This window comes from Streptomyces sp. NPDC104096 (assembly GCF_055584385.1).
Genome location: NZ_JBVJMD010000003.1, coordinates 298129 through 323832, shown reverse-complemented (window position 1 = coordinate 323832; position 25704 = coordinate 298129). Strand labels below are relative to the sequence as shown.

At 65.3% G+C, this 25704-nt stretch carries 22 protein-coding genes, 1 tRNA gene and 2 pseudogenes; 3 read left to right on the top strand and 22 right to left on the bottom strand.

Annotation, left to right across the window (positions count from 1 at the left end; genetic code table 11):
- Positions 1-4 precede the first annotated feature (4 nt).
- Positions 5-76: transfer RNA gene (locus tag ACZ60B_RS05940), tRNA-Arg, on the top strand.
- Positions 77-251: 175 nt separating this feature from the next.
- On the opposite strand, the gene ACZ60B_RS05935 is transcribed toward ACZ60B_RS05940, so the two are convergent.
- From ACZ60B_RS05935 to ACZ60B_RS05850, 18 genes and pseudogenes are all read right to left on the bottom strand, one after another.
- Positions 252-635 (bottom strand): DUF6083 domain-containing protein, encoded by a 384-nt coding sequence (locus tag ACZ60B_RS05935; protein ID WP_469384560.1) that lies wholly within the window; start codon positions 633-635, stop codon positions 252-254.
- 306 nt (positions 636-941) lie between these two features.
- Positions 942-1559, bottom strand: a complete 618-nt coding sequence (locus ACZ60B_RS05930) for a GIY-YIG nuclease family protein (RefSeq protein WP_469384558.1) — start codon at positions 1557-1559, stop codon at positions 942-944.
- A 239-nt stretch (positions 1560-1798) separates the two neighbouring features.
- Entirely contained in the window at positions 1799-3172 is a 1374-nt protein-coding gene (locus ACZ60B_RS05925; protein ID WP_469384556.1) for a tyrosine-type recombinase/integrase, read from the bottom strand.
- Positions 3169-3339 (bottom strand): helix-turn-helix transcriptional regulator, encoded by a 171-nt coding sequence (locus tag ACZ60B_RS05920; RefSeq protein WP_355803087.1) that lies wholly within the window; start codon positions 3337-3339, stop codon positions 3169-3171. The genes ACZ60B_RS05925 and ACZ60B_RS05920 overlap by 4 nt, the downstream gene beginning before the upstream one ends.
- A gap of 20 nt (positions 3340-3359) precedes the next feature.
- Positions 3360-4703 carry a replication initiator gene (locus tag ACZ60B_RS05915; RefSeq protein WP_469384554.1) on the bottom strand — a complete coding sequence of 448 codons (1344 nt, stop codon included), beginning with the start codon at positions 4701-4703 and terminating at the stop codon, positions 3360-3362.
- A gap of 112 nt (positions 4704-4815) precedes the next feature.
- Complete coding sequence (locus ACZ60B_RS05910) at positions 4816-5124, bottom strand: SpdD protein (RefSeq protein WP_469384553.1); 309 nt, start codon at positions 5122-5124, stop codon at positions 4816-4818.
- A gap of 27 nt (positions 5125-5151) precedes the next feature.
- Positions 5152-5307 carry a hypothetical protein gene (locus ACZ60B_RS05905; RefSeq protein WP_392622522.1) on the bottom strand — a complete coding sequence of 52 codons (156 nt, stop codon included), beginning with the start codon at positions 5305-5307 and terminating at the stop codon, positions 5152-5154.
- Between the two features lie 13 nt (positions 5308-5320).
- Positions 5321-5500: a mobile element transfer protein gene (locus tag ACZ60B_RS05900; protein ID WP_392622523.1), complete on the bottom strand. Its 180-nt coding sequence runs from the start codon at positions 5498-5500 to the stop codon at positions 5321-5323.
- A 25-nt stretch (positions 5501-5525) separates the two neighbouring features.
- On the bottom strand, positions 5526-6230 hold the full coding sequence (locus ACZ60B_RS05895) for a DUF2637 domain-containing protein (RefSeq protein ID WP_469384551.1): 705 nt from the start codon (positions 6228-6230) through the stop codon (positions 5526-5528).
- 85 nt (positions 6231-6315) lie between these two features.
- Positions 6316-7689, bottom strand: coding sequence for an FtsK/SpoIIIE domain-containing protein (locus tag ACZ60B_RS05890; protein ID WP_469384549.1), 1374 nt, complete (start codon positions 7687-7689; stop codon positions 6316-6318).
- Between the two features lie 5 nt (positions 7690-7694).
- Positions 7695-8039, bottom strand: coding sequence for an SCO3933 family regulatory protein (locus ACZ60B_RS05885; RefSeq protein ID WP_392622526.1), 345 nt, complete (start codon positions 8037-8039; stop codon positions 7695-7697).
- A gap of 179 nt (positions 8040-8218) precedes the next feature.
- Complete coding sequence (locus tag ACZ60B_RS05880; protein WP_469384546.1) at positions 8219-8692, bottom strand: hypothetical protein; 474 nt, start codon at positions 8690-8692, stop codon at positions 8219-8221.
- A gap of 81 nt (positions 8693-8773) precedes the next feature.
- Entirely contained in the window at positions 8774-9595 is an 822-nt protein-coding gene (locus ACZ60B_RS05875) for a protein phosphatase 2C domain-containing protein (RefSeq protein ID WP_469384545.1), read from the bottom strand.
- On the bottom strand, positions 9592-10443 hold the full coding sequence (locus ACZ60B_RS05870; protein WP_469384543.1) for a sigma-70 family RNA polymerase sigma factor: 852 nt from the start codon (positions 10441-10443) through the stop codon (positions 9592-9594). The genes ACZ60B_RS05875 and ACZ60B_RS05870 overlap by 4 nt, the downstream gene beginning before the upstream one ends.
- A gap of 175 nt (positions 10444-10618) precedes the next feature.
- The gene (locus tag ACZ60B_RS05865) at positions 10619-11014 is read right to left on the bottom strand and encodes an ATP-binding protein (RefSeq protein WP_469384517.1); all 396 of its coding nucleotides are present in this window, start codon (positions 11012-11014) and stop codon (positions 10619-10621) included.
- A 92-nt stretch (positions 11015-11106) separates the two neighbouring features.
- Positions 11107-11877 (bottom strand): helix-turn-helix domain-containing protein, encoded by a 771-nt coding sequence (locus ACZ60B_RS05860; RefSeq protein WP_469384636.1) that lies wholly within the window; start codon positions 11875-11877, stop codon positions 11107-11109.
- Positions 11878-12025: 148 nt separating this feature from the next.
- A pseudogene (locus ACZ60B_RS05855) lies at positions 12026-12739 on the bottom strand (IS481 family transposase); the annotation flags it as partial.
- Positions 12740-13697: 958 nt separating this feature from the next.
- Positions 13698-14015 (bottom strand): annotated as a pseudogene (locus ACZ60B_RS05850) (IS481 family transposase); the annotation flags it as partial.
- Positions 14016-14141: 126 nt separating this feature from the next.
- Here ACZ60B_RS05850 and ACZ60B_RS05845 point away from each other — a divergent pair.
- Together ACZ60B_RS05845 and ACZ60B_RS05840 are read left to right on the top strand one after the other, a co-directional pair.
- A complete protein-coding gene (locus ACZ60B_RS05845; RefSeq protein WP_469384502.1) occupies positions 14142-14756 on the top strand; it encodes a hypothetical protein in 615 nt (204 codons plus the stop codon).
- Between the two features lie 222 nt (positions 14757-14978).
- Positions 14979-16193, top strand: coding sequence for a PIN domain-containing protein (locus ACZ60B_RS05840; RefSeq protein ID WP_469384500.1), 1215 nt, complete (start codon positions 14979-14981; stop codon positions 16191-16193).
- Between the two features lie 538 nt (positions 16194-16731).
- Here the strand turns inward: ACZ60B_RS05840 and ACZ60B_RS05835 are convergent.
- The 4 genes from ACZ60B_RS05835 to ACZ60B_RS05820 form a co-directional block, all read right to left on the bottom strand.
- A complete protein-coding gene (locus tag ACZ60B_RS05835; protein WP_469384498.1) occupies positions 16732-18138 on the bottom strand; it encodes a hypothetical protein in 1407 nt (468 codons plus the stop codon).
- 729 nt (positions 18139-18867) lie between these two features.
- Positions 18868-22446 carry a DEAD/DEAH box helicase family protein gene (locus tag ACZ60B_RS05830; RefSeq protein ID WP_469384496.1) on the bottom strand — a complete coding sequence of 1193 codons (3579 nt, stop codon included), beginning with the start codon at positions 22444-22446 and terminating at the stop codon, positions 18868-18870.
- Positions 22447-22639: 193 nt separating this feature from the next.
- The gene (locus ACZ60B_RS05825) at positions 22640-23866 is read right to left on the bottom strand and encodes a restriction endonuclease subunit S (protein WP_469384494.1); all 1227 of its coding nucleotides are present in this window, start codon (positions 23864-23866) and stop codon (positions 22640-22642) included.
- Positions 23863-25383, bottom strand: a complete 1521-nt coding sequence (locus ACZ60B_RS05820; RefSeq protein ID WP_469384492.1) for a type I restriction-modification system subunit M — start codon at positions 25381-25383, stop codon at positions 23863-23865. Before ACZ60B_RS05820 ends, ACZ60B_RS05825 begins: the two co-directional genes overlap by 4 nt.
- Positions 25384-25704: the final 321 nt, after the last annotated feature.

Here is a 25704-nt window from a genome sequence, read left to right as displayed (position 1 = left end):
ACACGCCCCCGTAGCTCAGGGGATAGAGCAACGGCCTCCGGAGCCGTGTGCGCAGGTTCGAATCCTGCCGGGGGCACTTCGCATGAAGTGCCCAAAGACCCCGTCACCAGCGGAAACGCTGAGGTCGGGGTCTTCGTGTATGTGCAGGCGTGTGCGGCCCGAAGCGGCTCTATGACGAGGTCTGTGGACTATTTGTGGACAGGATCTTGGAGCGTCGTCCCAGGTCAGCCCAGCAATTCCGCCGATGCCCGTCATCCAGCGTCCGGCCACTCCTCAGGAGGACTGGGCGGCTCGGGCTCGCTCAGCCGCTCGGCCTGCCGCGCGTTCTCCCCACGCAGACTCGTCAACCACGGCCACAGGTCCGGCAGGCGTTGCCCTGGGCAGGCCAAGCGATGCTCAATGCGGCACCGCTGGAACGGGTCGGGCGGACAGACGCCGTACACCGCCACCCGCCCGTCGGACGTCTCGATCCACCGGTACTCCGCCGGCACCACGTGGGCGAGCGGGGTCATGTCCGGCTCCAACAGCACCCAGTCGTGTTCGATCGTCGCCACCCGCTCCTGAGGCAGACCGCAGTACGGGCACAGCAGTCGTGCCCCGCCCAACCGGCGCGTCGACTTCTCGAAAGCCCCCATACAGCGAGGGTCAGCACTCTGCCCGTCCGTGCGTAGAGGGCGAATCGGACGGGACTTCTGGGGCGCCCGTAGACCGGCGAAAGGGAAATCGACGCGGCAGGTGCATCTAGCAACCAGCGACCTGGAAAGAGCGGCCAGTACACGACCAAGCCCCCAACCCATAAAGGCTGGGGGCTGATCCAACTATGGCTACCACGTCGACGTCGCCAACCGGCCGAATCCTAATGGTCCGAAAGATCCCACTTCATAAAGGCCACCGAGGGCACGAAGCAGTCCACCGCACCGGCATTCACGAGCCCCATGGGCTCAAGAGTTTGTGGAACCTTCCTCGATATATTGCTGGAGGAAGACATGAGCGGTCTCGTTGATCTCTTTGACGGGGTCGGGGCAGCCGTCGAAGTCGAACCACTCCCCGTGGGTGCGCCTGGCGTCGAATTGCTCATGCAGGTAGCGCTCAAGAGGGAACCCACCCCGAGCGCTCCAGCGAAGTTCCAGCGTGGCCGCGGATCCTGACTGCAACGACTTGATCCGCAGGGGTATGTCCTTCGTGACGCCGATCTTGAATGAGTCAGGGGTGCCGTCGGTTGATATGGCATACACCCACCGGTTATCGAAGCGAATCCTCTCGCGCACGGCACGAGGCGTGGGCTGCTCCATCAGTTCGACCATCTCCTCATACTCATGATTCATCCGCTCCTTAATTGCGGCGGTCAGACGGTCCAGCGTGTCTCGGACCTGCTCGGCAGTGATCTCCCCGTCTGCAATCAGATCGAGAAGCTCAAGCACGGCCGGAACTTCGATGTCAGTGCCCCAGCCGGGAGCATCCCTTCGCGTGTCACCGCCCATCCCAACCCCCCATTGCAAGGCGACGTTCTCGATGCGGTGACTGCCGAAGGCCAGCTGCACCGTGAAGGATTGGGCCACGAGGAGTCCTCTCAGACTGAGGGGGGTGATGCCGGGTCGGGCCATCGTCGCCTATGCCACTGACATTGGTGGTCGTGACGCTTGGAGAGCCACCTGTGGAGGAGCGGCTTCGACCGGCCCCACCGGACTCGTTCATGCCCCCACAGTGGACCGCTTCGTACCGTCGAGGGTCATCAGAAAGCGAGGCTATTTCGGGCCGTCGCGCTGGGGCCGGTTGACGACGTCACAGCCAACCCAACTCACTCATATTCACTCAAGAGGACTTCAATCTTCCGGTTGGCGATCTCTTGGCGTCCGTCGATGCACTTGGCATAGCGGCCGAGCAGGACCTCAACGCTGTTTCCTGCCCGCTCGGCCACCTCAGTCGGGTCCACCCCAGAGTTGAGCCAGGTCGACAGGGCCGAGTGCCGGAGGTCGTACGGCCGCGCAGCGAGCGGCGAGGCGACCGCGGCTGGCGGAAGGGCCAGCGCCCGAGCCTCCTGCCACACGCGGTAGTACGTCGACGAGCCGACCACTCCCCCGCGCTCGTTCGTGAACAGCCGCCCGTCCTCGGCAACGCCGAAGGTGGCGAGATGCTGCTTGAGAATGACGACGAGCTGAGGCGGAATCGGAACGAGTCGGACCTCCTCCGCAGGACGGTTCTTCAGGCCCCGGTCGTCATGGGTCTCGCCTGAGTCCGTCCACTGCTTTCCGGCACTGGGCCGGGTCCGGTTCAGCAGCGCCGTACCCCAGCCGCGTTCGGGCAGCTTCAGATCCGTCTCAGTGAGCGCTACGGCCTCGGCCGGTCGGAGGGCCCCGTAGTACATGCAGGCGAACAGGCCGACGAGCCGACGACCGCGGGCCCGGCCGTACCCGCCGATGTACGACACGGCCGTCAGCAGAGCACGTGCCTGCTCGGGGTTGGCGACCACGCGCGGGTCGACCTCACCGGCGACTTTCGGCTTCTTCCAGCGGATCGAGGTCAACGGGTTCTCTTTGAACTCCCCGAGGTCTACCGCGTAGTGCAGGGCATTGACCAGCGTGCGACGCTTACGACGGACTGTCTCCGCGGCTGCAGCGGTCCCGTCGAGCTTCAGCCTCAGAGAGTCCAGGACCCCCCTTGCAAGGGCGGCATCACCGAGATCGGCCAAAGGCCGCGAGGCTTTCGACACCCAGCCCAGTGTGTTCGCAACGTCGTCGGGCAACTCGCGCTCATCAGGTCCGGGCAGGACGAATGCCCAGTTGCGGAGCGTCTTCCTGATCAGCTCTTCCGGCGGCTGCCCCGGCCGGTCGTCCAGAAGAGCCATGGTCACCGCCGTCAGCGACTCGTTGATCCCGCTGCGCGTGTTGGGTGCCGCGTGGGGCCATTTCATGGCGAGGTACCGCAGAGCGAAGGCGTACCAGCTCATTGAGGCCGCCTTTTCGACCATTGAGTCAGGCAGGCCAGTGACCGTGTCGAATCCTTCGCCACCGTGAGTGGCCTGCAGCAGTTTGGATCGGTAGTGGTCCGCCAGCCCCTTGGTCCGGAACTGCTCGGAGAACACATTGCCGGCGACGATCCACCGGACGTCGTAGGACGACTTCTTCGTGTTCCGCTTCCGAACGCTCCACACCTTCACGTCGAGAGACTTCACGCCGCTGCCTCCAACTGCCGCAGCCACGTGGTGAAGTCGCTCCGCCACACCCGGAGCTCCCCGTTGGGCAGCTTGAACGCAGCCGGCCCGTAGCCCAACTCGCGCCAGCGATAAAACGTCCGGCGAGAGACCCCACCCAGCTCGTCCAAGATCTGGGGAACGGTCATCAGCTCGTCGCGATGCGGATTCACTTCGGTTCTCCTTCCGTATCGGGGGCAGGGCGTCGTGCAGTGGCAAGCCAGGACTCGGCTTCGGTCAAACCGGTGCCGGCGAAGCGCCAGTGGGAGAGGACGAGAACGGTGTCCGGGTCGGGCAGCGGGTGGCCGGCTGCTGCTGCGCGCTCGCGGGTTTCGGCTTCGTTGTGGTCGGCGCGCTCCTGGCGGAGGGCGCCGAGGGTGACGGAGTAGGCGCGGGACTTGGTGGAGAAGTGGCCGCGGAAGCCGAGCATGTGGGCCCACTTGCGCAGGCGGAGATCGTCCAGCTCCGGGAGGGCGCCGAGGCGCCAGCAGGTGAGGATCAGGCGCCGGGCGTGGTCGGTGACGTCTGCGCCGATGAGGTCGGTGACGGGGTTGCGAACGGGGCGGTCGAGGGTGCCCGCGGTTTCGGCGCCCTTGGTGGCGTACTTGGCGATGTACGCGGCGACGGCCCGGCTCGTCAGGTCGGCGGTGCCGGTGAAGTCGGCGGAGCGGATCGGGCGAATGTCGAGCTGGGTGCCGAAGCGGAAGACGTGGGCTCGGCCGTCCAGGAGCGGTCCCGGCGTCTCGGTGAGGCGCGTTGCGGCACGGATGGAATCGGAGAGGAGTTCGGCTGTCGCCCAGGCGGGTGGGGCGTCTTCTGGACCGTCGGGGCCGTCGAGGCGGATGACCGCGTGAAAGTGGACGGCGCCGCGCCGCTGGTACTCGGCCACCTTGGCGTAGGAGACCTTGAGGCAGTCGCGCAGGGCGGTACGGGTGAGGCCCGCACGGACCGCGAGTTGCTGACGGAGGTAGGTGGCGAACCGGGCCCAGAGGGCGCCCGCGTGGGCGTTCCAGAGCACGGCGGAGTCGTAGTCGTACCGGTCCGGGTCGAGGGGCGTGCCGAGGGCGGAGTCGTCGTCCGAGTGGGTCCGTCCGCAGCGGCAGCGGCCGGCGGTGGGGCGGTTGTGGACGGGGCCGAAGGACGGAGCGGTGAAGGTCGCGAAGACGCGGGGGTGGCCGGCGACGGCCGGGCCGATGCCCTTGCCTCCGCTGAGTCCGGCGGTGACGAGGTGAAAGGTGTCTTTGCGGTAGGTCTCGGCGCAGGTGGCACAGCGGGTGGCCCGGCGGTTGTTGCAGCGGATCAGGAGCTGTCCGGCGGGCAGGTTGTGGTCTGTGATCTCGCGGACGATCTCGCCGGTCGTCGCGTGCACGTCGATCCGGTGGCCCTCCATGCGTACGGGGTTCTCGCAACCGCCGAGACGCTGGATCTGCCGTGCGTAGGTGCCGAGGTCGCTTTGCTGTGCGAGAGCGGCGAGTCGGCGGATGGCTCCGGCGTCGGGAGCCTCGGGGTGCATGTGCGGTGTCCTCCGAGTGGGGTGGTTGGGTGGATCCGGTGGTGGCACGCACCCAACCTGTCCAGGGGGCTAGACGGCGTGGGTATGACGAGGTGCGTGCCACGAGCAGGAATCAGCGGGTGTCGCTCTTGAGGATCGAGCGGACGACGACGGCGCAGACGGCGACGGACGCAGCCGTGATCGCTACGGCGAGGAGCATCGAGACCAGGACGGTCCCGACGACCAGGACGGCGGCGGTACCTCCCGCGACGAGGGTCAGCGTGCTGCCGGGGGTGAACTGCACGGTGGGGCGGTTCGCGGCCGGGGCCGAGGTGGGGACCGGCACCGCAGCATGGTGGAGAGAAACGGGGGTGTAGACGGTCTGCGGCAAGGCGCTGGGAGCCGGGGCGGTGTCCTGAGGCGGGTACTTGGGCGTGAACACGGGCGTTTCCCTTCTGTGGGTTGCCGGCTACTTGAGGACGAGGCCGACGGCGGGGGCGAGGAAGCTGGAAGCTGCGAGGTAGCCGCCGAGGAGGAGCACGACGACGAGCCACCACGGCGGGCGGGCAAGCTTGACGCCGAGGACTCCGACGGCGAGGAGGGCGAGCCAGAGCGGGACGTGCACGGGGTGTCTCCTGTCAGGCCGAGCAGCGATGGGTACGGGCGGCGAGTTCGGCGGCGGCACGGCTGTCGTACTCGGCGGAGAAGTCGCAGTGCGGGGCGGTGCAGGCGGCGACGTGCCGGTTGCGGCCACGGGAGAGGTACGAGGCCACCTGCACGGGGCCGATACGGCGGACGTTGATGAAGCGCGGGTTCATGGCGGGTCTCCTCTCTGGTCGTCGGTCAGAGGTGCGCGGCGACGACGGGGGTCATGGACGGGGGCAGGCCGAGCCGGGCACGGATGATGTCGGGGTCGACGGCCTCACCGGTGGCGGCGTGGTGCTCGCGGGCAAGGCTGTGGGCGCGGTCGACCAAGGCGGGCGGAAGGTGGACGACGGGGCCCGCCAGCGAGGCCACCGGGGCAGGTTCGGCCGCAGGCTCCAACTCCGGGGCAGCCTCGGCAGGAGTGAGCACGGGTGTCTCGGACTGCTGAGGTGCCGAGTTCGGGGCAGGGGACGCCGGGGCGTCTGAGTCGTCGTGCACCGGTGCCGGACGGGCTGGGGGTTCCGGATTTCGGGGGGTGTGGGCGAGCAGGGTGCCCCCGAAGAACGCGACGGCCGGCCAGCCCGCGACAACCACGCGGAGCAGCGCGGGAACGTCGTCCAGGTCGAGAAGTCCGGCGGTGGCGACGTTCGCTCCGAGGGACGCTGCGAGCGCGACGAGGAACCACAGCCGCGATCCGGCGGCCGGGAGGCCGGCGCGCTGCTGCTCGCGCATCCGGCGCCAGGCAGCGACCAGGAGCAGGTCAACCGAGATCGGGTAGGCCCAGGCTTTCCAGCCGCCCTGTCCGGCCGCTTCGGCCAGGTCGTGCAGGTGGGAGAAGGACAGGGCGCCCGCGATGACGGCTTGGACGATCACGGCATCCACACGGGCCGGGAAGGCTCGCATCGGCACGGGTTCCTTCCGGTTCGAGGCATGGGAGGGGTAGGGACGTGGCGCGAGGCGGTCACGCCGACCGGATGAGGAAAGGGCGCTACTCGGTCACGGGGCGCGCGGCGGGCGCAGCAGCGGTCGAGGGCGACGGCTTGCCGTTGGCGGCCGCTAGGGCGACGGCCGGTCGGAACGCGGCGAGCCGGGGCAGGGCGGGGACCAGGTCGACGGTGGCGCGGCAGACGGCCGCAGCGTCGTCGAGCGTGAGGTGTGGGGAGCGGGCACGGGACCAGCCCCCGGAGGAGTCGCCGACGATGGCGATGCCGGGCCGGTCGGCGGGGATGCCGGTCGCGGCGAGCGCGGCTTCGGGCGAGATGTCGGCGAGGGCCATGTTGGCGGAGGACTCGTCGTTGACGCGGTGGCAGACCCGGCCGGTGAGCTGAGCGCGGAGCATGGTGGCGCCCTTGCCGAGTTCGGAGCCGAAGCGCTGCCCGCAGACCTCCAGGTAGATGCCGGCCGCGCGGCCGAGCTGGGCGATCCGGATCAGCTTGGTGACCATGGCGTCCCGCCGCTTCTCGTCGTCGCGGCTCGCGGCGAGGAAGAGTTCCGCCACCTCGTCCACGACCACCACGACCGGCACCGGGCGCACCTTGTCGGGCAGGCCCCACACGTCCGAGGTGAGGACGGCGTCGGGGTCCGCGCCGGAGGTGACGCCGATCAGCCGGAACCGTTCCTCCATCTCCTCAAGGAGGACGTCAAGGAGTTCGTTCGCCGCGTCCGGGGTGTCCGCGAGGGCGGACAACCGGGCTGCGAACGGCGCCAGTTCGACGCCCCACTTGCAGTCGATGCCGACGAGGACGACTCGTTGCCGGGCGAGGCCGCACAGGAGGTTGCGCAGGTAGACGGACTTGCCGGACTGGGTGGCGCCGAGGATCAGTTCGTGCGGCACGGTGCGGAAGTCCCGAACGTGCCAGCTCCCGTCATCGCGCAGGGCCAGCGGCAGCGTGAGCGGACTGCCGAGGTGCTGACGCCGGGCCGGGCGTACGTCGGCCAGGACGTCCCAGCCGATGAGCCGCAGCTCAAGACGACCGGGCTTGGTGGTGCGGACGTGGACAGCGTGAGCAGCCCAAGCGTGTCGCAACCGGTCGGCGGAGGCCATGAAGTCTTCCGGCGCCTGCCCGGTCGCCATCCGTAGCCGCATCACCAGCCCGGCACCCGTCGGCCGCGGAAACGACCGGCGCGGCGGAACGGGAGCGGCCTCCCGGCCCATCATCCGGGCCGTGGCCCGCCGTACGGCCGAGGCCGGCACTGTCAGACCGCAGGCGTCCATAGTGGCGCGGTAGGTGGCGAGCACCCGCAGCGCGACGAACGGATAGCCGACAAGCCACCAGAAGACGACCGGTAACCGGCGCCGCAGCACCAGCAGGGCCCCGGCCGTGACGAGCACCAGGAGCAGAGTCCACACGGAGTCGGTCATGTCGCTCAGCCCTGCACCGCGGGGACGTTGGCCATGACGGCGTCGGCACGGTAGGCGATCCCGTGGCGGACCCGCCCGCCGAACTCGCTCTCCCACGGCCGTGCGACCAGCCCGGAAAGGATCACCGGGACGCCCATCACCAGGCCCTCGCCGATGCCCTTCTCGGGCACGGTCACCTTGACCATGTCCGAACCGCCCTGGGCGATGAACACCAGCTCCAGCACCATCAGCCGGTCGCCGGACACCGGGTCCACGGCGATCTCACCGGTCTGCCGGTCCTTCACCTTCACCTCGGGCAGCTTGGTGACGAGCAGCGTCGCGGCCGAGGTGTCCACGGGGATGACACGCATTCTTCGAACCTCACAGGTCTGTGGCGCCGTTCCCGGCGCCGTCCGGTCTGGATACCCCCCTAGACAGCAAGGGGAGTGACCCACCCCAACTGTCTAGGGGGGTCGACACCAAAGGTAAACCGACGACCCGTCAACTGTCTAGGGGGGTAAACAGCAAGTCTCTGCAGGAACCTTGGGAGCTAGCCGAACCGGCTCTGTATCCAGTCGGAAACGCCGCTCAGTCGGCCGGCAGCCTTGGCGGGATCGCCCATTCGGGTGGGTTGATCCACTTCGAAGTCGTGGCCGGTCAGGCCGCTCTCCTCCTCGACGATGCGGGCGACACGGTAGGCCTGTTCCATGAGTGCCAGCGCTTCCGGACCCGAGCGGCCGTACGCAACCTCGATGTTGGCCGTGTCTCCGCAGTAGTCGAGCTGTACCCGCCCGGGCGGGCCGACCGTCTCAAGGGTCAGGCTGTACAGGTACTCCGCGGACTCGACCGATCCGATGTCCCGCGAGACCCGTTCGAGGATGCGGTTCCACTCGGCCCGCTCCTCGGCGGAGGGCCGGTACACGGGCAGCTCGGCGCCGTAGTCGAAGTCGGCGTTGAGGAGGTCGAGTGTCTCCTGAAGCGTCAGGCCCGGCCGCACCCGTACGAACGAGATGTCGTAAGTCACCGGAGTGAATGTACGTACGCTTCAGACGATCAGCGACCGCATTACCGCAGCCGCAAGGCTGACTCTCCGATGACCTTCGACCTACCCCAACAGCCAGTGCAGAACGGTCGCGTCGTCACGCGCCTTGCCGCGTGGCCACCGCTGGCCCTGGGGGTCATCGGCTTCCGCTTCCCGCACCTGGCGGATCACCTCGGATGGACCCGAGGCCGCGAGGACGGCGAACAGCTCATCCCAGGTGGCGAGTTCAAACTTGTCGACCAAACGCGTCGCCCCGTCGGTCATCAGCGCGACAGCGGCCAGGGAATCCAGCGGCACGGACCCCGTGAAGGCGTGTTGGGCCGCCCGCGGATCGGGCCCCGCGATCCAGAAGCCCTCAGAGCGGTTGCGCAGCCCGGTCAAGGCGTCCCGGAATGCCGCGAGCGCGGCACCGTGCTCGGGCGAGCCGGTGGGCAACGCGTCGACCGAACCGCGGAGTTGCTTGCCCACGATGTCCAGCCGACGGTCAGTGACGACGCTGACCGTGCCGTCCCGACCGGCGAGGAGAAGCGACGAGTCCCCCAGGACGAGGTATTCCAGCAGGCCCGCACGAACCCGCGCGGCCACGACCGTACTCGTCGGGCTTGCCCGGTGTTCCAGGTCGCAGCCCTCGTCATGCAGGTCCCGCACAGCACTGATCGCATGTCCAAGGCACTCGGCCAGAGGCAGGGCCGGGTGCGTGACGATGGCGGCGAGCAGAAGGCCGCCCAGCGTCGAGGAGAACCAGGCGACTCCGTGCTTGCAGCCGGTGTCCGCACCGGCCACGCCGGCGCCGTCGAGGAGGACCGCGGCCCCGGAGGAAACAGCGGCGAAGTCCTCGTTCTGCGCATCCGGTGCGGCCGGAACCGAGGCGAGGGCAATCGTCACGCCGTCGACTCCTCCTCGTGCAGATAGAGCGGGCAGAGCAGTTCGACACTGCGCGGCTCGCTGGTCTCCGGGTCGTACTCGACGCCCACGAGGGTGGAGAAGCGGTGTTCGCCCACCTGCCCCCATAGGGAGTTCAGGTCGGAGGTGAGCAGCTGGACGACGCCGAGGGAGCCTTGCGGGTGGATACCGGCAATGGCGATCACCGTCCCGGCACCGTCCGGCCGGCGAAGTCGGCCGAGATAACCGACGTCATACGGGCGCGCGGGTTCGGTGTCCTGCCCCGACATGTAGACGGTGCCCGTTCGCCGGTCGAGCAGCGACCAAGGCTCGCCCTCGGGGTGCTGCCAGCCGAGGATCGGGTCCTGGTCGTACAGGTCGCGCATGGGCTGGGACATTCCAGGCCCGCAGACGACGACGAGGCCGTCACGGTTGAGGTCCACTTCACCGCTCACCAGCACGTTTCCGGTGGCGATGTCGAGCCCGTACGACTTGGCCAGATCTTCGAGCCGCTTGCCGGAGTTCAAGTCGTCCATGGCGACGACCGGACGCTTCTTGTCACCGTCCCAGCGCAGCGGAGTCACCACGGTGACGGCGCCACGGCCGAGGAAGGCACCCTCGGGCGCCGGGCCAGTGTGCCGGATCTGATGAATCCGCCCGCGGCTCAAGCCTGCCTTTGTCGCGATCTGCGCATACGACAGCCCTTGCGCGTGCAGGTCCTGCACCACCCGGCGGCGCAGCCGGGCGAGTTCCGTCACCTCCTGCTGCGCTTCGGCCAACCGCGTCGTGACCTCACGCAGGAGCAGGTACGGATCACCGATTGCCGTGATCCGCTGCAACTCGTCAGACATGCCTACACCTCCCGGATACTTCCAGGAGTCTAGGGCCCTAGACGGTTCGGGCGGGAGGTGCCGTCCAGAGCGAACACCGACTACGTAGAAGCGTGCGCGATAGCGGGGTACGCCACGAGGGCTCACACCTCACCACCAGCAGCGAAGGCGGCACCGCCGACCGAGCCGCCGAAAGTCATGCGCCCGCTCGCGCGAGATCAGCCCAGACAGACCGTCCGTAAAGGCGCTCCTTCACACCCCAGTCCTTCGCCAGGGCCGCCATCATCAGCAGACCCCGCCCGCCTTCTTGCTGCTCGGTTGCATCGAGGAGTTGAGGTTCGCTGTCGCCACCCTCGTCGATCACCTCGATCCGGATCAGATCGTCCTCGAACCTGACGCTCACCCCGAACCAGCCGCCCTGCCGACCACTCCGGGAGTGGCGAACGGCGTTGGACGCGAGTTCGCTGGTGATCAGGACAGCGTCGTCCACAGCACGGGGGCCTTCGGCCTCCATCAGGGCGGCGACGAAGTAGCGGGCTTCGGCGACCTGTTGCGGCAGGCCAGGGAACAGACGCAACCACTTCGTGAGCAAGGAACCGACTCCTCGTCTAGAGGGCTAGACAGCACGCAGGCAGAGTATTCCTTGGACACTCAAGTCTCTAGGCATTCAGAGGAATTATTCCTCTAGGGAGTGATGTCCCCGGCCACGGCACGCAACTCCCCCATCACCCGCAACACCAGCTCTCGCGCCCCAGCACCGAAGATGGCCGCCCCCTCGAACCGCGCGAAGGTCTCCTCGTACTCAGCGACGACGGCCGGATCGCTCTCGGCCCGCTCATCCCGGAAGGTCTCCACGACCACCGCACCCCGGTCGCACAGGGTGAACCCGTGCCGCGGCATCACCGGCACCGGTCTGTCCCACGGGACCACACCGAGTCGCACTGTCATCAGGCTCTCGACCGCCAGGAGTCGGTCAAGCTGGGCCAGCATCAGCGCAGGAGTGCCCGGCCACGTCCGCAACGCACCCTCAGTCACGACGAACACCGACTCGCGGCCGGGCTCATAGACAACACCCTGCCGCTCCACCCGAGCAGCGACAGCCCGGCCCACCTCGGCCACCTCAGCGCGGGGTGCACTGGCGAACACATGACGGGCGTACTCAGCGGTCTGAAGCATGGCCGGCAGGACCACACACTGAAACGACCGCACGAGCCGGGCGCCGCGGACCGCCTGGTCCACCACGCCACCCCCAGAAGAGGAAGCTTCCTCGGCCGCGGGCGCCAACTCCACCTCTGCCAGAGCCTCCCGGAGCTCCGCAACAGCCGCGGAGTCCAGGTCGAGGGCAAGCGACAGGCGATCGAGGACATCACGGCTCGGCACCATCCGGCCGTTCTCCACCTTGGACACCGTCGGCTGACCAACTCCAGCGCGAACCGCGAGCTGAGCCCCCGTCATTCCGACATCCACCCGCAGAGCCCGAAGTCGCAACCCCAGCGCCCGCATCCGATCCTGCCGCTCACTCCCCATACGAAGCGTTCTACACCAAGGCCCCGTCACCACTCAGCTCAGCAATCACCGAACACCCATGAGCCCGTGTCGAGTCTCAGTTGATGGTTGACGGGTTGGCATGGGGGGATGCCTGACGTCTGCCCTGGACGATCTTCCGGCGGTTGTGTTCACCGGACTTGCGGACGACCACCTCCTTCCTGGTGACACGCGGGACGGTGGCGATCAGCTCTTGACCGTGGAAGACCCTGATCGCTTCCTCGTCCAGGTGGGCGGTGACGACCTGGTGGGCATAGCCGCAGCCGAATCGGACGCGCTGTCCGGCGACCATGAAGCCGCCGACGCTGCTGACCGTCCGCTCGGCGATCTGCTCGCCGGGCGGTGGCGGCCGGGGAGGCGGGCCGGCCGGACGGCCCCCTTGCAGGCGCCCGCAGGCCGAGGGCGGCAGGGGGCTGGGCAGGGTGGCTTGCAGAACACGCTGCTCGTCCAGAACCTGAAGGACTTTGCCATCCAGCCGCAAGGTGACCCGCTGTCCGGCGAACGGCCGGCCGATCAGGACCTCGTCGCCGCCCGGGCCGACGTAGCCGACCGCCTTCACGGTGCGGTCCACCTCCACCACCCCCTTCGTGTCCTCGGCTGGGCCGGGGCTGTCTGCCCATGGCCCGGCGGGACGGGCGCCTCCGCCCGCCGGCAGGGTTTTGAGGTCCCGGCCGGACAGCTTCGAGGGCAGTGTCCTGTGCCGTGCGCCTGCGATGAGGACGTGCAGCCGATTCACGTCGATCCGCAAGGTCACCGTGGTGCCGGACAGGGCCTGGCGCGGTGGAAGGCGGCGCCCTGCCGGACACTCGCGCGACCCTCGTCGACGAGCAGGACGGCACCACGTCGGCGACCTGGCCGGACGAGTCGGAGCCGCCTTGAGACGATCACGGATGACACGGTCCCTGCGACTCTCCCGGCTACGCTCGCGCGGGAGCGCCCCGCGGCGCGTGGCTGCGGGGCGCCTTGTGGGGTTTAGTCGATGATGTACCCGTCGTACGTACCGCCCCAGCATTTGACGGTGTTGTGCAGATAGGGCTCTCCGCCGCCCTCCCTGCACTTAGCAGCGGTGGTGAAGTTCCTACCATCCTGTGCGGTGGCGGTGGCGGCGCCTGTGAGACCGAGTCCGGCGAGGGCTGCCGTGGCGATGACGGCGGCGAGGATTCGTCGACTGCGCATTTGGTTCCCCTTTCACGGATTGCCTCGGTTGGAACACTAATCAGCTTGATGTTCACCCATGTGGGTGGCACGTCACGTTGCGCCATTCGGGTGACATAGCTGTCGGGCGCGGGGTCGATGACGCGACCCGTCAGACAGGCCCTGGGGGCGGTGCTGCGCGTGGCCACCTCGCGATCCCGTTCTCAAGACGGACACGCGAACGACCCCCGCCTCGACCCGGGAGAAGGGAGCGCTCCGGTTGCGGCACTGCTTTGTGACGGCTGAGGGCTCTGGGAGGGCTACGGCAGGTCGGCAGAGGGCTCGACGGCTTCCGCGGTCTGCTGGGCGGGGATGCATGCCCCGGCGTTTCGGCGGCCCTCGATGAGACTCCGCAGTTCCCTCGGCGTAAGCCAGGAGGCGAGGCGGTGAACCATGCGGTGGCAGTTTGCGCAGATGAGTTCCAGATCTCTATGGCTGGCAGGAACTCAGCGGGAGACGGTGTAACACCCACAAGCCCGTGTCGAGTCTCAGCTGATGATTGACAGGTTGGCGTCGGGTGATGCTTGACGTCTTCCCTAGACAATCTTCCGGCGGTTGTGTTCGCCGGACTTGCGGACCACCACCTCCTTCCTGGTGACACGCGGGACGGTGGTGATCAGCTCCTGGCCGTGGAAGACCCTGATCGTTTTCTCGTCCAGGTGGGCGGTGACGACCTGGTGGGCATAGCCGCGGCCGAGCTGGATGCGCTGTCCGGCCACCATGAAGCCACCGACACTGCTGACCGTCCGCTCGGCGATCTGCTCCGCGGGCGGAGGCAGCAGCGGTGACGGCCCGGCCGGACGAGCACCTTGCAGACGCCCGCAGGCCGAGGGCGGCAGCGGGCTGGGCAGGGTGGTGGGCTGAGGGTGAGGCGCGACTGAAGTGCGGCAAAGTCCCTGCTCGTCAGCAGTGTCTCGTTTCGCCTGCGACACCTCGGGGATGCCTGCCACGATCAGCTTCATGCAACGCACGGAGGAAGCATGAGAGCCCAGGAATCGCGCATCTCTGTTGCGCTGGTAGACGACATGTTCCACTACCCGCACGAGGTCTGGGACCTGGGACTCGATCAACTTGACATGTTCACCGAAGAGGTTCTTGACGAGCTTGACGCGATCCGGTGGCCGGAGGGGGAGGAGTACCCCCGGCACAGCACGGTGGTGGCCCGAACCGGCAAGCACAACTGGGGCGCCGAAGGGTCATTCTCCGAGATCGTCATGCAGGTCTCATGGAACGCGGCAGGGGGCGTCGGGGCGGTAGCCGTAACCGCCGCGATCAAGGCTGCCTACGAGAAGTTGAGGAGCCGAGCCTACGGCGACGTGTGGCGCACCATGCCGTCGCAAGAGCAAGCCGCCCAGATCGCTCGATCACGCCTGCATGAGCACTATGACGTCGGCGTTGACCGGCTGACCGTCGTGCACTCAAGCGTTGACCTAGAGGCTCAGCGCTACGAGTTTGAGTTCCGTCATGAGGATGGCCGCAAGTTCGGGGCGACCGTTGGAGCCCTGGCTGGGATGCCATCATGCACGCGCATGTGGGTGGATGGGGACGATCCTCTACCCCGTCCGGTGCCGGAACCGCCGGACCCCGGAAATTAGCCTCACGCTCTGCGCTGGAGCCGACATCCGTCGCTGACATCAACGTCGGCGGACGGGGCAGACAGTGACGCTCCTGGATGACCATCCTCACAGACCAGTGAGCCTCGTCGCCTGCACCTCCTTCACTGTTGCGAGATGCACCATTTCAGTGGGCACGGTGATCAGTTCCTGGAAGGCTGAGCGTCATACGGCTCGGATCCGAGGGAGAGGGAACCACCCGCCTTGATCATCCTGGACACGAACATCCTGCACAAAGGGCCGGACACCGTCACGACGGACCTCCTTAAGACGATCCAGACCGCCGGCGTGGAGCGGGTGGGCATCCCGTCGGTCGCTCTGGAGGAGCTCGTTGCCCAGCGCGTGAACCCTTACCGGGCCCGCTACGAGGGCGCCGTGGAGGCTTGGGAGAAGATCGCCCAGGACACCCCATGGAGCCTGCCGCAGACGCTCCCGAAGGTGAACGTCAGTAGGTACGCGCAACACTGGCGCATGCGGTATAGGCAGGTCGGCGAGACGCTGCCGTCTGACCACGGCATCCTTGAAGACGCTTTGACCCGGGAGATGAACCTCCTGCCGCCCTGCAAACTGATCGGCGCAGACGGAGACAACAAGGGCCACAAGGTCGGAGCACGCGACGCGGCGATATGGCTGACCGCAACCCGCTACGCCGCGGCTCACCCCGATGAGACGGTCTACTTCGTCAGCGCCAACACTCGCGACTTCGGTAGCGGAGCCCCCTACCCGCACCCGATGAGTACCGACCTTGAAGGCGTCGATGAAGGACGATTTGTTCACCTCACCAACGTGAATGAGCTGGTCGAAATCTTCGCAAAGAAGACGACTCCGGACGACAATGCGGTCCGAGCCGTCCTTGAGTCTCCATCCACAGCTCGCCTCATCAGCCACGAGGCATACCGCCGCTGGAGGTCCAGCCGCTTCCGCCAGTCACTCACCTCGGGACGATTCGAAGCCACGGTCTTCTACATGAGCGATCCACTTCCGGTTCGAGGATGGATCGAGAGACCATCGGCCACGCTTAACAGCATCGGAGAGGTGAAGGCTCACAGCATCGGGGACCACGTGTGGTGTTCAGTGGCAGCGGGCTGGACACTCATGGGCCCCGCCGAGTTCCGCGCGAATGCTCCACGGATGGTTGCCTGCGACTGGCAGACCCGCATCCTCATCAGCACGACGCAGGGGGACAGAGAACCGTCCCTGTTGCGCTCCGATCCCCCGCAGCCAGCCACGACCGAGCAGCTCCAAAAGCTCCATCACTGGGTGATGGAGGTGAGATCGATGACTGATGACCTCGGACGCAGGTATGAGCAACAGATCTATCGGCCCATCCGAGGCAATGGCGACGATGACGAGACAACGTACATCCTCGATCTCCGGGACCAGGCCGCCGCGCTCCCCTACTCGCTCGACGAGGACTAGTCCCTCCTGCCGCGCCTGTGACGGCAGCGACAGACGGCAACGTCACCGCATAACCGCGGATCGTAGATGGTCCTGCCACCCCTCGCCGGTACAGGAAGCGTGAAGCTTGGGTGCAACAGTGGTTGCACGAACTCCTAAAGCGGATGTCATCGCACCACGGAGCGCCCTCCCGCGGCCGCCTCGGGGCCGTGGAAGGGCGCTCAACGATGACCAACGCTGACAACTACCGACAGCTCAGCAGCAGGTCACAGCGCTGATCGATGGCGGGACCGCAGGTCGCGAACCCGGCCTGTCATTTCTTCGGCTACTGAGTAAGTTGGACCGGAGGTCCGCCCGTGGACTGCTCGGCCAGCACCCCTGGACCGTCGCAATACAGCAGCGAAGCACAGCAACTCCGCCGGCCGACACCAACCGTCTTCGTCCCTGGACAGGTGCGCAACCAGCCCAGCAGACCTCAGCGACCAGCGTGCCCACAGGTCGCATCGAGGGGCACCGCAGTCGGTCGACGGCTTGGCTCAGTCATTGAGAATCCACCGACCTAGGCTGAGCCGTCTGCCGTTCGACTTGAGGAGCTACCCTCTTCGGCAGCAACCTCGCCTTTATCCTGCCACCCATCCACCAATTCCATAACTATCTTGCCATCCAAACGGCGAATTATAACGGGGATCTCCATATCCTCGTCGCCTGCCGCCGCAGCTTCCAGCACCTCGTATGGAATTTCCGCACCTAGCCGGTCGGCGAGATCCCTCAATGGATGGTAGGCCATAGGGCGAGCATCTTTCTCACCTTTTTCGGAACCCCGATAGATAAACCCTGCCTGTGTTGACTGTGATGAACTCGCGACCTTGACAAGCTCATCCTGACCAGCCTCGATAGCAGGGCCATGCTTCACCCAGAGCTCAACGAGAGTATTTCGCGTTCCCGATAGGGTTCGAAACCCGAACAATACCTCTTCAAGGAATCGTGGCGATATCCTGTACTCTTGACCTTTCGCCATGTAAAAAAGCTGCGTAACCTTCTTCACCTCCCGCACGGAGATGCCGAAATCCCTCTTCCTTAAACGCGAAGGAGTAGAACCCAGCAGTCCGGCGTCCACGAATCGCAAGAGGATTAGATCACCCTCAACGAGCGCCATTCGCTCATCAATGGACAAGGGGAGGTTGTAAGGGTTGGACTTGAAAGGAGATGGATTCTCTACCGCCGCAGCAAACCCCTCGATATGCAGCGCACCCCATCCGCGCGGATTCAACCTTCGCTTGAAACGCCCGAACAGTTCTTCCGGCTCCTGGCCCGTTTTCCGGACAGCCAGGAGGAGATCCCTTCTCCCCAGCCTGATAAGCGCCGCCCCGTCCGCAGTGGCTCGCGCTACACATTTACGCAACGCTTTAAACGCAGGCATCGACCCGTTTGCATCGATGGACAGCATAATTTCATCGTCGGACTTTTTAGCATGCCCAGTAGATAGATAGGTTGCAGCCCTGACGCCGCGCTCATGCTGCCTCGCGATTCTCCCCGCAGGTGGCCTCGCCGGAATGGTGCGGTTCTTGCATTCCGCAATATGTAATCCATCCCTTCCCACGGAAATTATGTCACCCACCCCGATCAGGTGAGTGAGGTCGGCCACGATTGGAAAACTACCTCCGCGCGCCATATCTTCTGCGACATCAAGGACGAAATCAAAGTCCTCCCCTTGCCCGGTCAAGCTCGGCGGTCGAAGATGCCCCCGATTCAACTCCCTTATGACGTGCGGATCGAGGAATTTCCATACGAGAGAGTCCCCTAGAAGTCTAAGCAAATGCCTATGTCGTTTAGCATCCTCACTCTTATCGCTTTCATGCTTCTTGATCCCTTCAGCGAGCGCCCGCTGAAAGGAGACATAATCCTGGGGACCACTCACTCTATCCCGCGCCTCAAGTAGCGCTCTACGAGATTCTTCCCAGTTCACGAAAGTGTTCTTCCTTCGCACCCATGTCATCAAGCAAGACATACGCATCTTGCCCTACGGCACGCATTGATCACTTGGACTTTTCGAGAGGGATGCTCTGAACTCGTTGTACGGGGTCATCCTTGGCAGGTCTAATGCCGGCGTTGACATCACCGACTGACACCAACGCCCCCGTACGGCGGTGCACCAAGACGGCCCTAGCCGGATCAAGGGGCAACGTCCTGGCCCAGCTTGGACAGACTGCACCGCAGGGTGATCGAACTTATAAGGCGGGCGTCCCCCCAACGCATGAGCGCCCTTCCCGGGCCGTCCTGGGACCGTGGAAGGGCGCTTGATAGTGACCAACGTCGACAGCTACCGACAGCTCAGCAGCAGGTCAGGACGTTGATCGAATCGGCGGCCGCAGGTCACAGCCGCCCGTGATCAGTTGTGGCTGAACTGGACAACCGAGAGCTGGCCAGAGGCCCGTCTTCCGTGCCAGCGCAGCGTTCAACTCACGTGAGCCAGGCTGGCTTTTTGAATCCAACCGCCCAGGTGAACGGACAGAGAGCGGCCGGTTAGACAGCCACTTAGGGCGAGCCTCGTGGGTCACGACCCGACATCGTGCTCCAACAGGCAAATCAACTGTCTGTCCGACCCGCTGGCTGCTTTGGGGCCACGATCACTTGCCCCAAAGCAGCTCTAGCCCCTAGTTGTTACACCGAACACTTGGTCGTCGCAGCTCCGGGTTTAGGCCGCCAAGGTGGTGGGCCTGGCTGTCCGCTCCAGTTCGTTGAAGATAACCGTGAGGTGTGCAAGTTCGTCACCTGTGAACAGGTCATCCGGACCGCCGGGAGCGAGGTCGGCGAACGAATCGTCGTAAAGGTCCCCCAGGCTCAGAATTCCGCGCCTGACGACCGTGTCGATGATCAGCGTTAGGAAGTCGAGCTGGCGGGAGCTGAGCTGCTTGCCGGTGCAGAAGGCCTCGAACGCCTTCTGCACCGCCTGCCGGTCCAGCCCGCACAACCCGCGGACAAACAGGCCGAGGCCGCCGGAGGACCGCACCTCGTTGAGGTCCTCCGGAGAGGCGATGGCTTCTGTGAGGAAGATCTCCTCCAGGTCCGAAAGATCGAGCTCGGTGATCTGCTCGTTGAGACGCAGTTTGCGCACCACCGGCTGGTCCTCATGACGTAGGAGGTAGGCCCGGGCCTTCTGTTTGAAGCGCTGCTCGTCCGTGCCCTGGGGCATCCCCTGGATCTCGGCCTCGGTGATGTCGCCGAGTGTGTCAGCAAAGTCGGTGTAGACGACGTTCCGCTTGACCTTGGGGTCGGTGAGACGTGCCAGTCGGCGCATACGGCGCCGCATGTCCTCCAGCAGCGGGAGCGTAACCCCGTCCCACCATTCGTCGCCCGCCACCGCTTCCAACAACTCGGCCTGTTCGCCGACCGCCGGGATGTTGATCTTTGTGAGCAGGTTGGAGGCGATGTCCTGGATCTTTGCGCGCAGCTTGGCGAACTCCTTGCCGCCTTCCAGCGCGGCGAGCTGGAGACCGTACGCCATCAAGTCGAACCGCTTGGCCTCCTCGCCCGTCTCCTCATCGTCCGGGCGGAACTCGCTGGGCAGTCCGAGCAGGTGGTCACGGATCGCGGTGTCCGCGTCGTCGTCCACCCGGTGCCAGCTGCCGAAGTCACTGAAGACCTCGATCTCGCGGCGGTGCGGGCGGACGAGGAAGTTGTCCAGGTTCATGCCGATGACGGTGTAGTGCAGCCGGTGGGCCAGCGACCAGCGGATCTCCGCCTCGGTGCCGATCGCGTCGAGGCCAGCGTCCCGTGCCGGATCAGGCTGTTGCCGCTTGTCCAGTACCCGCACGAGGTCGAGCTGGCGCTGGAGGAGCTTTTCAGTGAGGGTGACAGCACTGCGCCCCTCCGACCGATCGAGCTGGCTGTTGAAGAAGTCGATGTTGCCGCAGAAGTCGAAGACGTAGAAGTTCTGCTTGCTGTGCTCAAGGTTGTCGGGGTCGGGGCCGTAGAGGCCGGGACGCAGGCGGGTGCCGCGGCCGATCATCTGCCAGAACTTGGTCTTGGAGAAGACGGGCTTGGCGAAGACCAGATTCACCACCTCGGGCACATCGATGCCAGTGTCGAGCATGTCGACGGAGATGGCGATGTCGGGGGCGTTCGGCGGGTTCTTCGGGTTGGAGAAGTCGTCGATGAGGGACTGGGCGTACGTTTCCTTGTACGTGATCACGCGCGCCGTGTGGCCGGCGCCCCGCGGGTAGTTCGCGTTGTAGCGCTTCTCGATGTACCGGGCGTGGTCGTTGTTCTTCGCAAAGATAATCGTCTTGCCGAGCCGGTCGCCGCCCTCGACGCGGTGGCCGCGCGTCATCAGCGTCTCCAGCATCTTGTCCACGGTGTCCTCGTTGAAGAGGAACTTGTTCATGTCGTGGCGACCCACCGCGTCCGGGATGTCACCGTCCTCGGTCCACTCCTTGGCGTCCCACTCGGCCTTCTCTTCCTCAGAGAGATCGTCGTACCGAATCCCCTGCTCCATGAACTTCAGCGGTACCTTTACCGCCTTCGGGAGGACGAGGTAGCCTTCGGCGGCGGCTTCCTGGAGGTCGTAGGAGTCGGTCGGCACCCCGTCCTCCATGGCGAACAGCTTGTACGTGTTGTGGTCGATCTCGTCCTTAGGCGTGGCGGTCAGACCGAGCAGCAGCGAGTCGAAGTAGCGAAACAGTTCGCCGTACTTCGCGTACACGGAGCGGTGGGCCTCGTCGATGACGATCAGGTCGAAGTAGCCGGGTCCGAAGCGGCGGTGGCCTGCGCCATCGGTAACGTCGATCTGCTTCATCATCGTCTGATAGGTGGAGAGGTAGACGCGGGCCGAGGCGGCCTTGTCGTCGAGGAGGCTGGCCGCGGGGGTGTTCGGCAGGTTCTCCTTGAATGCCTTCATCGCCTGGGTGACCAGCGCCTGCCGGTCGGCGAGGAACAGCACCCGCTGCGCCCAGCCCGCCTTCGTCAGCTGGTCCACGAGGGCCACGGTGGTACGGGTCTTGCCGGTGCCGGTCGCCATGACTAGCAGCGCCTGACGTCCCCGATCCCGCTCGAAGGTTTCACCCACCCGCTTGATCGCGCGGAGCTGGTAGGGGCGCCCGGCGATCTTCTCGTTCACCGGCGTGGCCGTGAGGGAGAGGCGTCCGGCGCGCTGGCGGATGTGCCAGTGCAGCTCGTCCTTGGTAAAGAAGCCCTGCACCTGCCGGGGCGGGTAGCCGAGACCATCGTCCCAAAGGTAGGTCTCGTATCCGTTGGTGTAGAAGATCACCGGGCGGCGGTTGAACTGTGCCTGGAGCACGTCGGCGTACAGCTTCGCCTGCTGCTGTCCATCCCGGGCGTCCCGCTGGGTCCGTTTGGCCTCGACGACGGCCAGGGGCTTGCCGTCGTCGCCCCAGAGTACGTAGTCGACAAATCCCTTACCCGTCTTGGTGGGCATCCCGGTCGCTATCGGGTACTCAGTGTCCTTGCCCCGGACAAGGAGGTCCCAGCCCGCCTCTTTGAGGAGCAGGTCGATGAAGGCGTCCCGGGTCGCCTTCTCGTCGTAGTCATGGGTGTCCCGCACGGCCTGGTTGGCGGCCTTGGCGGCGGCGATCTGCGTCTTAAGCTCTTCGAGCTGCCGGGCGAGGTCCGCGTTCTGGGCCCGCTCGGCCGCGAGCTGCTCGGCCTGCTCTTTGAAGCGTGCCTCGTCCTCCGCCTCCTTGGCCTTGAGCTCGGCCTGCTTCAGCGCGCGGGCCTGAGGGGAAAGAGGGCGCGGTACGGCACTGGTGTCGAACTCCAACCCGGCGGGCGGCAGAGCCGAAGCCTGGCGGGTGTAGGTGCGGGCGAACCAATAGAGGGAGTGGAACAGCTCCTTGACGCTGGCCTCGGCGACGGTCTTCGGGACTGGGGCGGCCTTGTGCACGGCGTTATTACCGTGTCGGCGGATGAGGTCCATCTTGGCGTTGACTGTCGGCCCGACGAGATGCCGGAAGCTCGGCTCGTGGAGCATCGCCGCGAGGTCCTTCTTGTAGGGCTCGTTGAGGCTGCTGTCCTTGTCGTACATCCAGCGCGCTGTGATCTCGATGGCACGGCGGGCGTAGAAACAGGCGGCACGGGGGTCGTGGTGGATCAGCCGCTCGGCGCGGATCGCCTCGTCGTAGAGTGCGGGCCACTCTGCGTGCAAGAAGGCGAAGTTGCCGTTCGCGGTATGGCCCACGTTGCCGGCTGCAGCGCGGTCGCGGGCGTGGTTGTCGAGGCTGCTCTGGCCCTGGTCGTCGCTGTTCTGGTCCCTGCCCATGGCGGTGCGGTGTCCCTCTCCCCTGTGGCGACACTGTCGTACGAGCCCAAGGCTTGGGGCCCCGGGTCCGACGAGGCCGACATTCCTGTCCGTCTCCTACGGCAACACCACCCAGGGACCGAGCTCCCCTGCCCGGCCGCACGGGCGGCGAGTGGTGCGGTCGGTGCTGCGCACCGGGTACGGCGGGAGTGGCTTACACCTCGTCGCCGGTGGCCTCATGATCCCAGAGAGTGCCGGAAAAGGCACGGCGTTGCAGGGAAGTGAAGAGCTCGTCGAGGGTAGCAAGATGGGCGCGATGGGTATCCCTTTCCGCTTCGACGCCCTCGATGCGCTGCGCGAATTTCCGCTGCAACGCCAGCGGAGGCACCTCGCACACAAAATCCATAAGTTTAGATTTTGAAATATTCACCATAGAGGCAGCGCTTCCGGATGCCAGCTTTTGAAGCTTTCGACGCTTTCCCGGATGAGTAAGCAGTGCATGCAAATACACCTTGTCGATCGATTCGTCATCAGCCATGACGAGCCGAAATACTAGGTCCGGCATCAGCAATCTTGAGCGCGTAGAGCGTACGTAAGCAGAAGCCGCCACAAGGTCAGGAGTGTTCTTCCGCGTGAAGAGCAGATCTCCCGCCTGAATCTCTTTCCGGGTATCTGGAATAGCCTCGGAAGGCAGGGCCTTATTTTCATCTTGCAGATATACACACCGCGTAACGGCTCCAAGTTTCAGCACTCCCCATTCATCGCCCTCCGCCCGCCGATCCAGGCACTGTGGGCTCTTCCCACCCTCGATGCCCAGAAGGAAATCACTCATCTTCACTCGGTCCCAGTTACGACTGTTGACGATTGGATCGCCGAACATGTCAAGGAAGATGGACTGAGCGAGATCATCGAATAGGGAGATAGCCTCGCGGCGCTTGGCCCGAAGGATGTCCACCTGATCGAGGACAGCGGCGATGCGCCTCTGCTCCGCAAGCTGCGGAAGCGGAATGAGAAGCGGCGCGAGATCCTTCTTATTCAGCTGCGGAATGGAGCTACCGTTTGCGAGTCTCCGCAGGTCGATTGTATGAAACCACTGATGCAAGTAGTCGAGATCCAAAACATCTTCTCGAGGTTTAACTGCCATAAGGTTGGGATCCAGGACAGCCGCACGCCTCAGTATGCGCTTTTTATTAGTTCCGATGGCACCACCTCGCTTAGGGAAGACGACTGCGCCACCAGGACAAGTTGCCGACTTCTGACCAGGATCGGCACTCCAATGCTGAGCAGATAGAATATACCTCTCGTTTCCAGCGCGATTCATATCTGACACTCGCGTCAGCAGATAACCGCCCTCCTGATTCGCCCAAACCTCACCTGCCTTCAAAGAAGCCCCGGCATAGAAATCCGCAACGTCTCCTAGAAGCGCCCGCGAAACCGTCACGTCAGCATCCCTTTCAGCTCCTCCGTACCCTTAGCGATCTCATCATTCAACTGCTCTAGATCCGTCAGAATCTCAGCCGGAGAACGCGTCTCGATCTCTTTATGAACAGTCTCCCTGTAGCTGTTCATAGACAGGTCATAGTCCTGGGCTGCGATGTCCGCTCTGGGTACGCAGAAGCTCTGCTCAGTCCGTGCCCTGCCCCTCTCCGCGCCGTCGCGTTCCTGCCAGCGAGCCAGGACATCCGGAAGATTGTTCTTCGAGGACTCGTCCGACGTCAGAGAACCGCCCTGTGGGCGGACTCCCAGACGCTCCTCGGGAAGCAGCGGGCTACGCTTGTCGTCCAAGCTAAGACCGTCCGCCTGCAAGTCGTAGAACCAGACGTGGTCCGTGCCGCCTGACTCTGTCTTCGTGAAGAACAGGATTGCCGTTGAAACAACGGCGTACGGCTTGAAGACTCCACTCGGAAGCTTGACCACCGCCTGGAGCTGCTGGTCTTCTACCAACATCCGACGCAGCTCTCTGTGTGCATTCGATGAATTGGAGAGAACTCCGTCCGGCACAACAACGGCGGCCCGCCCGCCAGGCTTAAGCAGCCTCAAAAACAAGGCCAGGAACAGCAGTTCCGTCTTCTTTGTCTTGACGATGCGCTGAAGATCTACCGCCGTGGACTCGTAGTCCAGGCTCCCTGCGAAGGGCGGGTTCGCAAGAATCAGGGAGTAGCGCTCGGCCTCATCGGCTGCGTTCTCCGCAAGCGAGTCGCGGTAGCGGATGTCCGGGTTCTCGATGCCGTGCAGCAGCATGTTCATCGAGCCGATACGGAGCATCGTGGAGTCAAAGTCGAAGCCGTGGAACATCGACTTATTGAAGTGCTTGCGCTGCTCCACCCCGAGCAGCGCGTCGCGGTGCACCCGCTGCACGTACGATGCCGCTTGCACCAGGAAGCCAGCCGTGCCGCACGCCGGGTCGCAGATTTCGTCGCGCGGCCCTGGCTGAGTCATCTCGACCATCAGGTCGATGATATGGCGCGGTGTGCGGAACTGGCCGTTCTGGCCGGCCGTGGCGATCTTCGCAAGCAGGTACTCGTAGATGTCGCCCTTGGTGTCACTGCTGTCCATGGAGATGTCGTCGAGCAGGTCGACGACCTTCACCAGAAGGTTGGGCCCCGGAATCGTGAACCGGGCGTCCTTCATGTGGTGGGAGTACGTCGATTCGTCCCCGCCCATGCGGCGCAGGTACGGGAAGACGCCATCGGCGACAAGCCCGTACATGATCTCCGCGTCCTTGACCTTGAAGTTCTGCCAGCGCAGATCCTGCTGATCGTCCGAGAAGAAGGAATCCGGGTCGGGCTTGCCCGTTGCGGCCGCCTTGCGGTCCTTGCGGGTTTGAATTTCGTCCAGCCGCTTGATGAAGAGCAGGTACGTGATCTGCTCCATCACCTCCAGCGGATTGGAGATGCCACCCGACCAGAACGCGTCCCAGACGCGTCCCACCTTGCTCTTCAGTTCACCCGTAATCACACGAAGGATCCTACGACCCCCGAGCCCCAGGGCACATCGGCTTGCGTCCGAGGCAGCCCGACCTGGCCCTCAGACGTCGGCCTCCGCACAGACCGCCATGCCCGGCCTACCGCCCGTACACCCGATCACCGGCCAGTGGTTCGCCACGGCCGAGGCGTACAAGCCACGGCTCGACGCTGCGTTCGGCGCGGACTGCAGCAAGCGCGACTCCGGCGGCATGCGATCGTCCCCGAGAACAGCTGCTGCGGTAAGTAGACCTTTGAACGTCAAGCAACCCGAGGACCCGCGGCTTCGATCGTTCAAGGCCAACTACAGCGGCGG

Excerpts from the sequence above, each read along its gene's own strand:
- ACZ60B_RS05830 (WP_469384496.1), bottom strand. The coding sequence starts at position 22,446 with ATGGGCAGGGACCAGAACAGCGACGACCAGGGCCAGAGCAGCCTCGAC.
- ACZ60B_RS05900 (WP_392622523.1), bottom strand. The coding sequence starts at position 5,500 with ATGAACCCGCGCTTCATCAACGTCCGCCGTATCGGCCCCGTGCAGGTG.
- ACZ60B_RS05895 (WP_469384551.1), bottom strand. The coding sequence starts at position 6,230 with ATGCGAGCCTTCCCGGCCCGTGTGGATGCCGTGATCGTCCAAGCCGTC.
- ACZ60B_RS05915 (WP_469384554.1), bottom strand. The coding sequence starts at position 4,703 with ATGCACCCCGAGGCTCCCGACGCCGGAGCCATCCGCCGACTCGCCGCT.
- ACZ60B_RS05860 (WP_469384636.1), bottom strand. The coding sequence starts at position 11,877 with ATGACGGGGGCTCAGCTCGCGGTTCGCGCTGGAGTTGGTCAGCCGACG.
- ACZ60B_RS05935 (WP_469384560.1), bottom strand. The coding sequence starts at position 635 with ATGGGGGCTTTCGAGAAGTCGACGCGCCGGTTGGGCGGGGCACGACTG.
- ACZ60B_RS05890 (WP_469384549.1), bottom strand. The coding sequence starts at position 7,689 with ATGACCGACTCCGTGTGGACTCTGCTCCTGGTGCTCGTCACGGCCGGG.
- ACZ60B_RS05845 (WP_469384502.1), top strand. The coding sequence starts at position 14,142 with ATGAGAGCCCAGGAATCGCGCATCTCTGTTGCGCTGGTAGACGACATG.
- ACZ60B_RS05870 (WP_469384543.1), bottom strand. The coding sequence starts at position 10,443 with ATGTCTGACGAGTTGCAGCGGATCACGGCAATCGGTGATCCGTACCTG.
- ACZ60B_RS05920 (WP_355803087.1), bottom strand. The coding sequence starts at position 3,339 with ATGACCGTTCCCCAGATCTTGGACGAGCTGGGTGGGGTCTCTCGCCGG.
- ACZ60B_RS05885 (WP_392622526.1), bottom strand. The coding sequence starts at position 8,039 with ATGCGTGTCATCCCCGTGGACACCTCGGCCGCGACGCTGCTCGTCACC.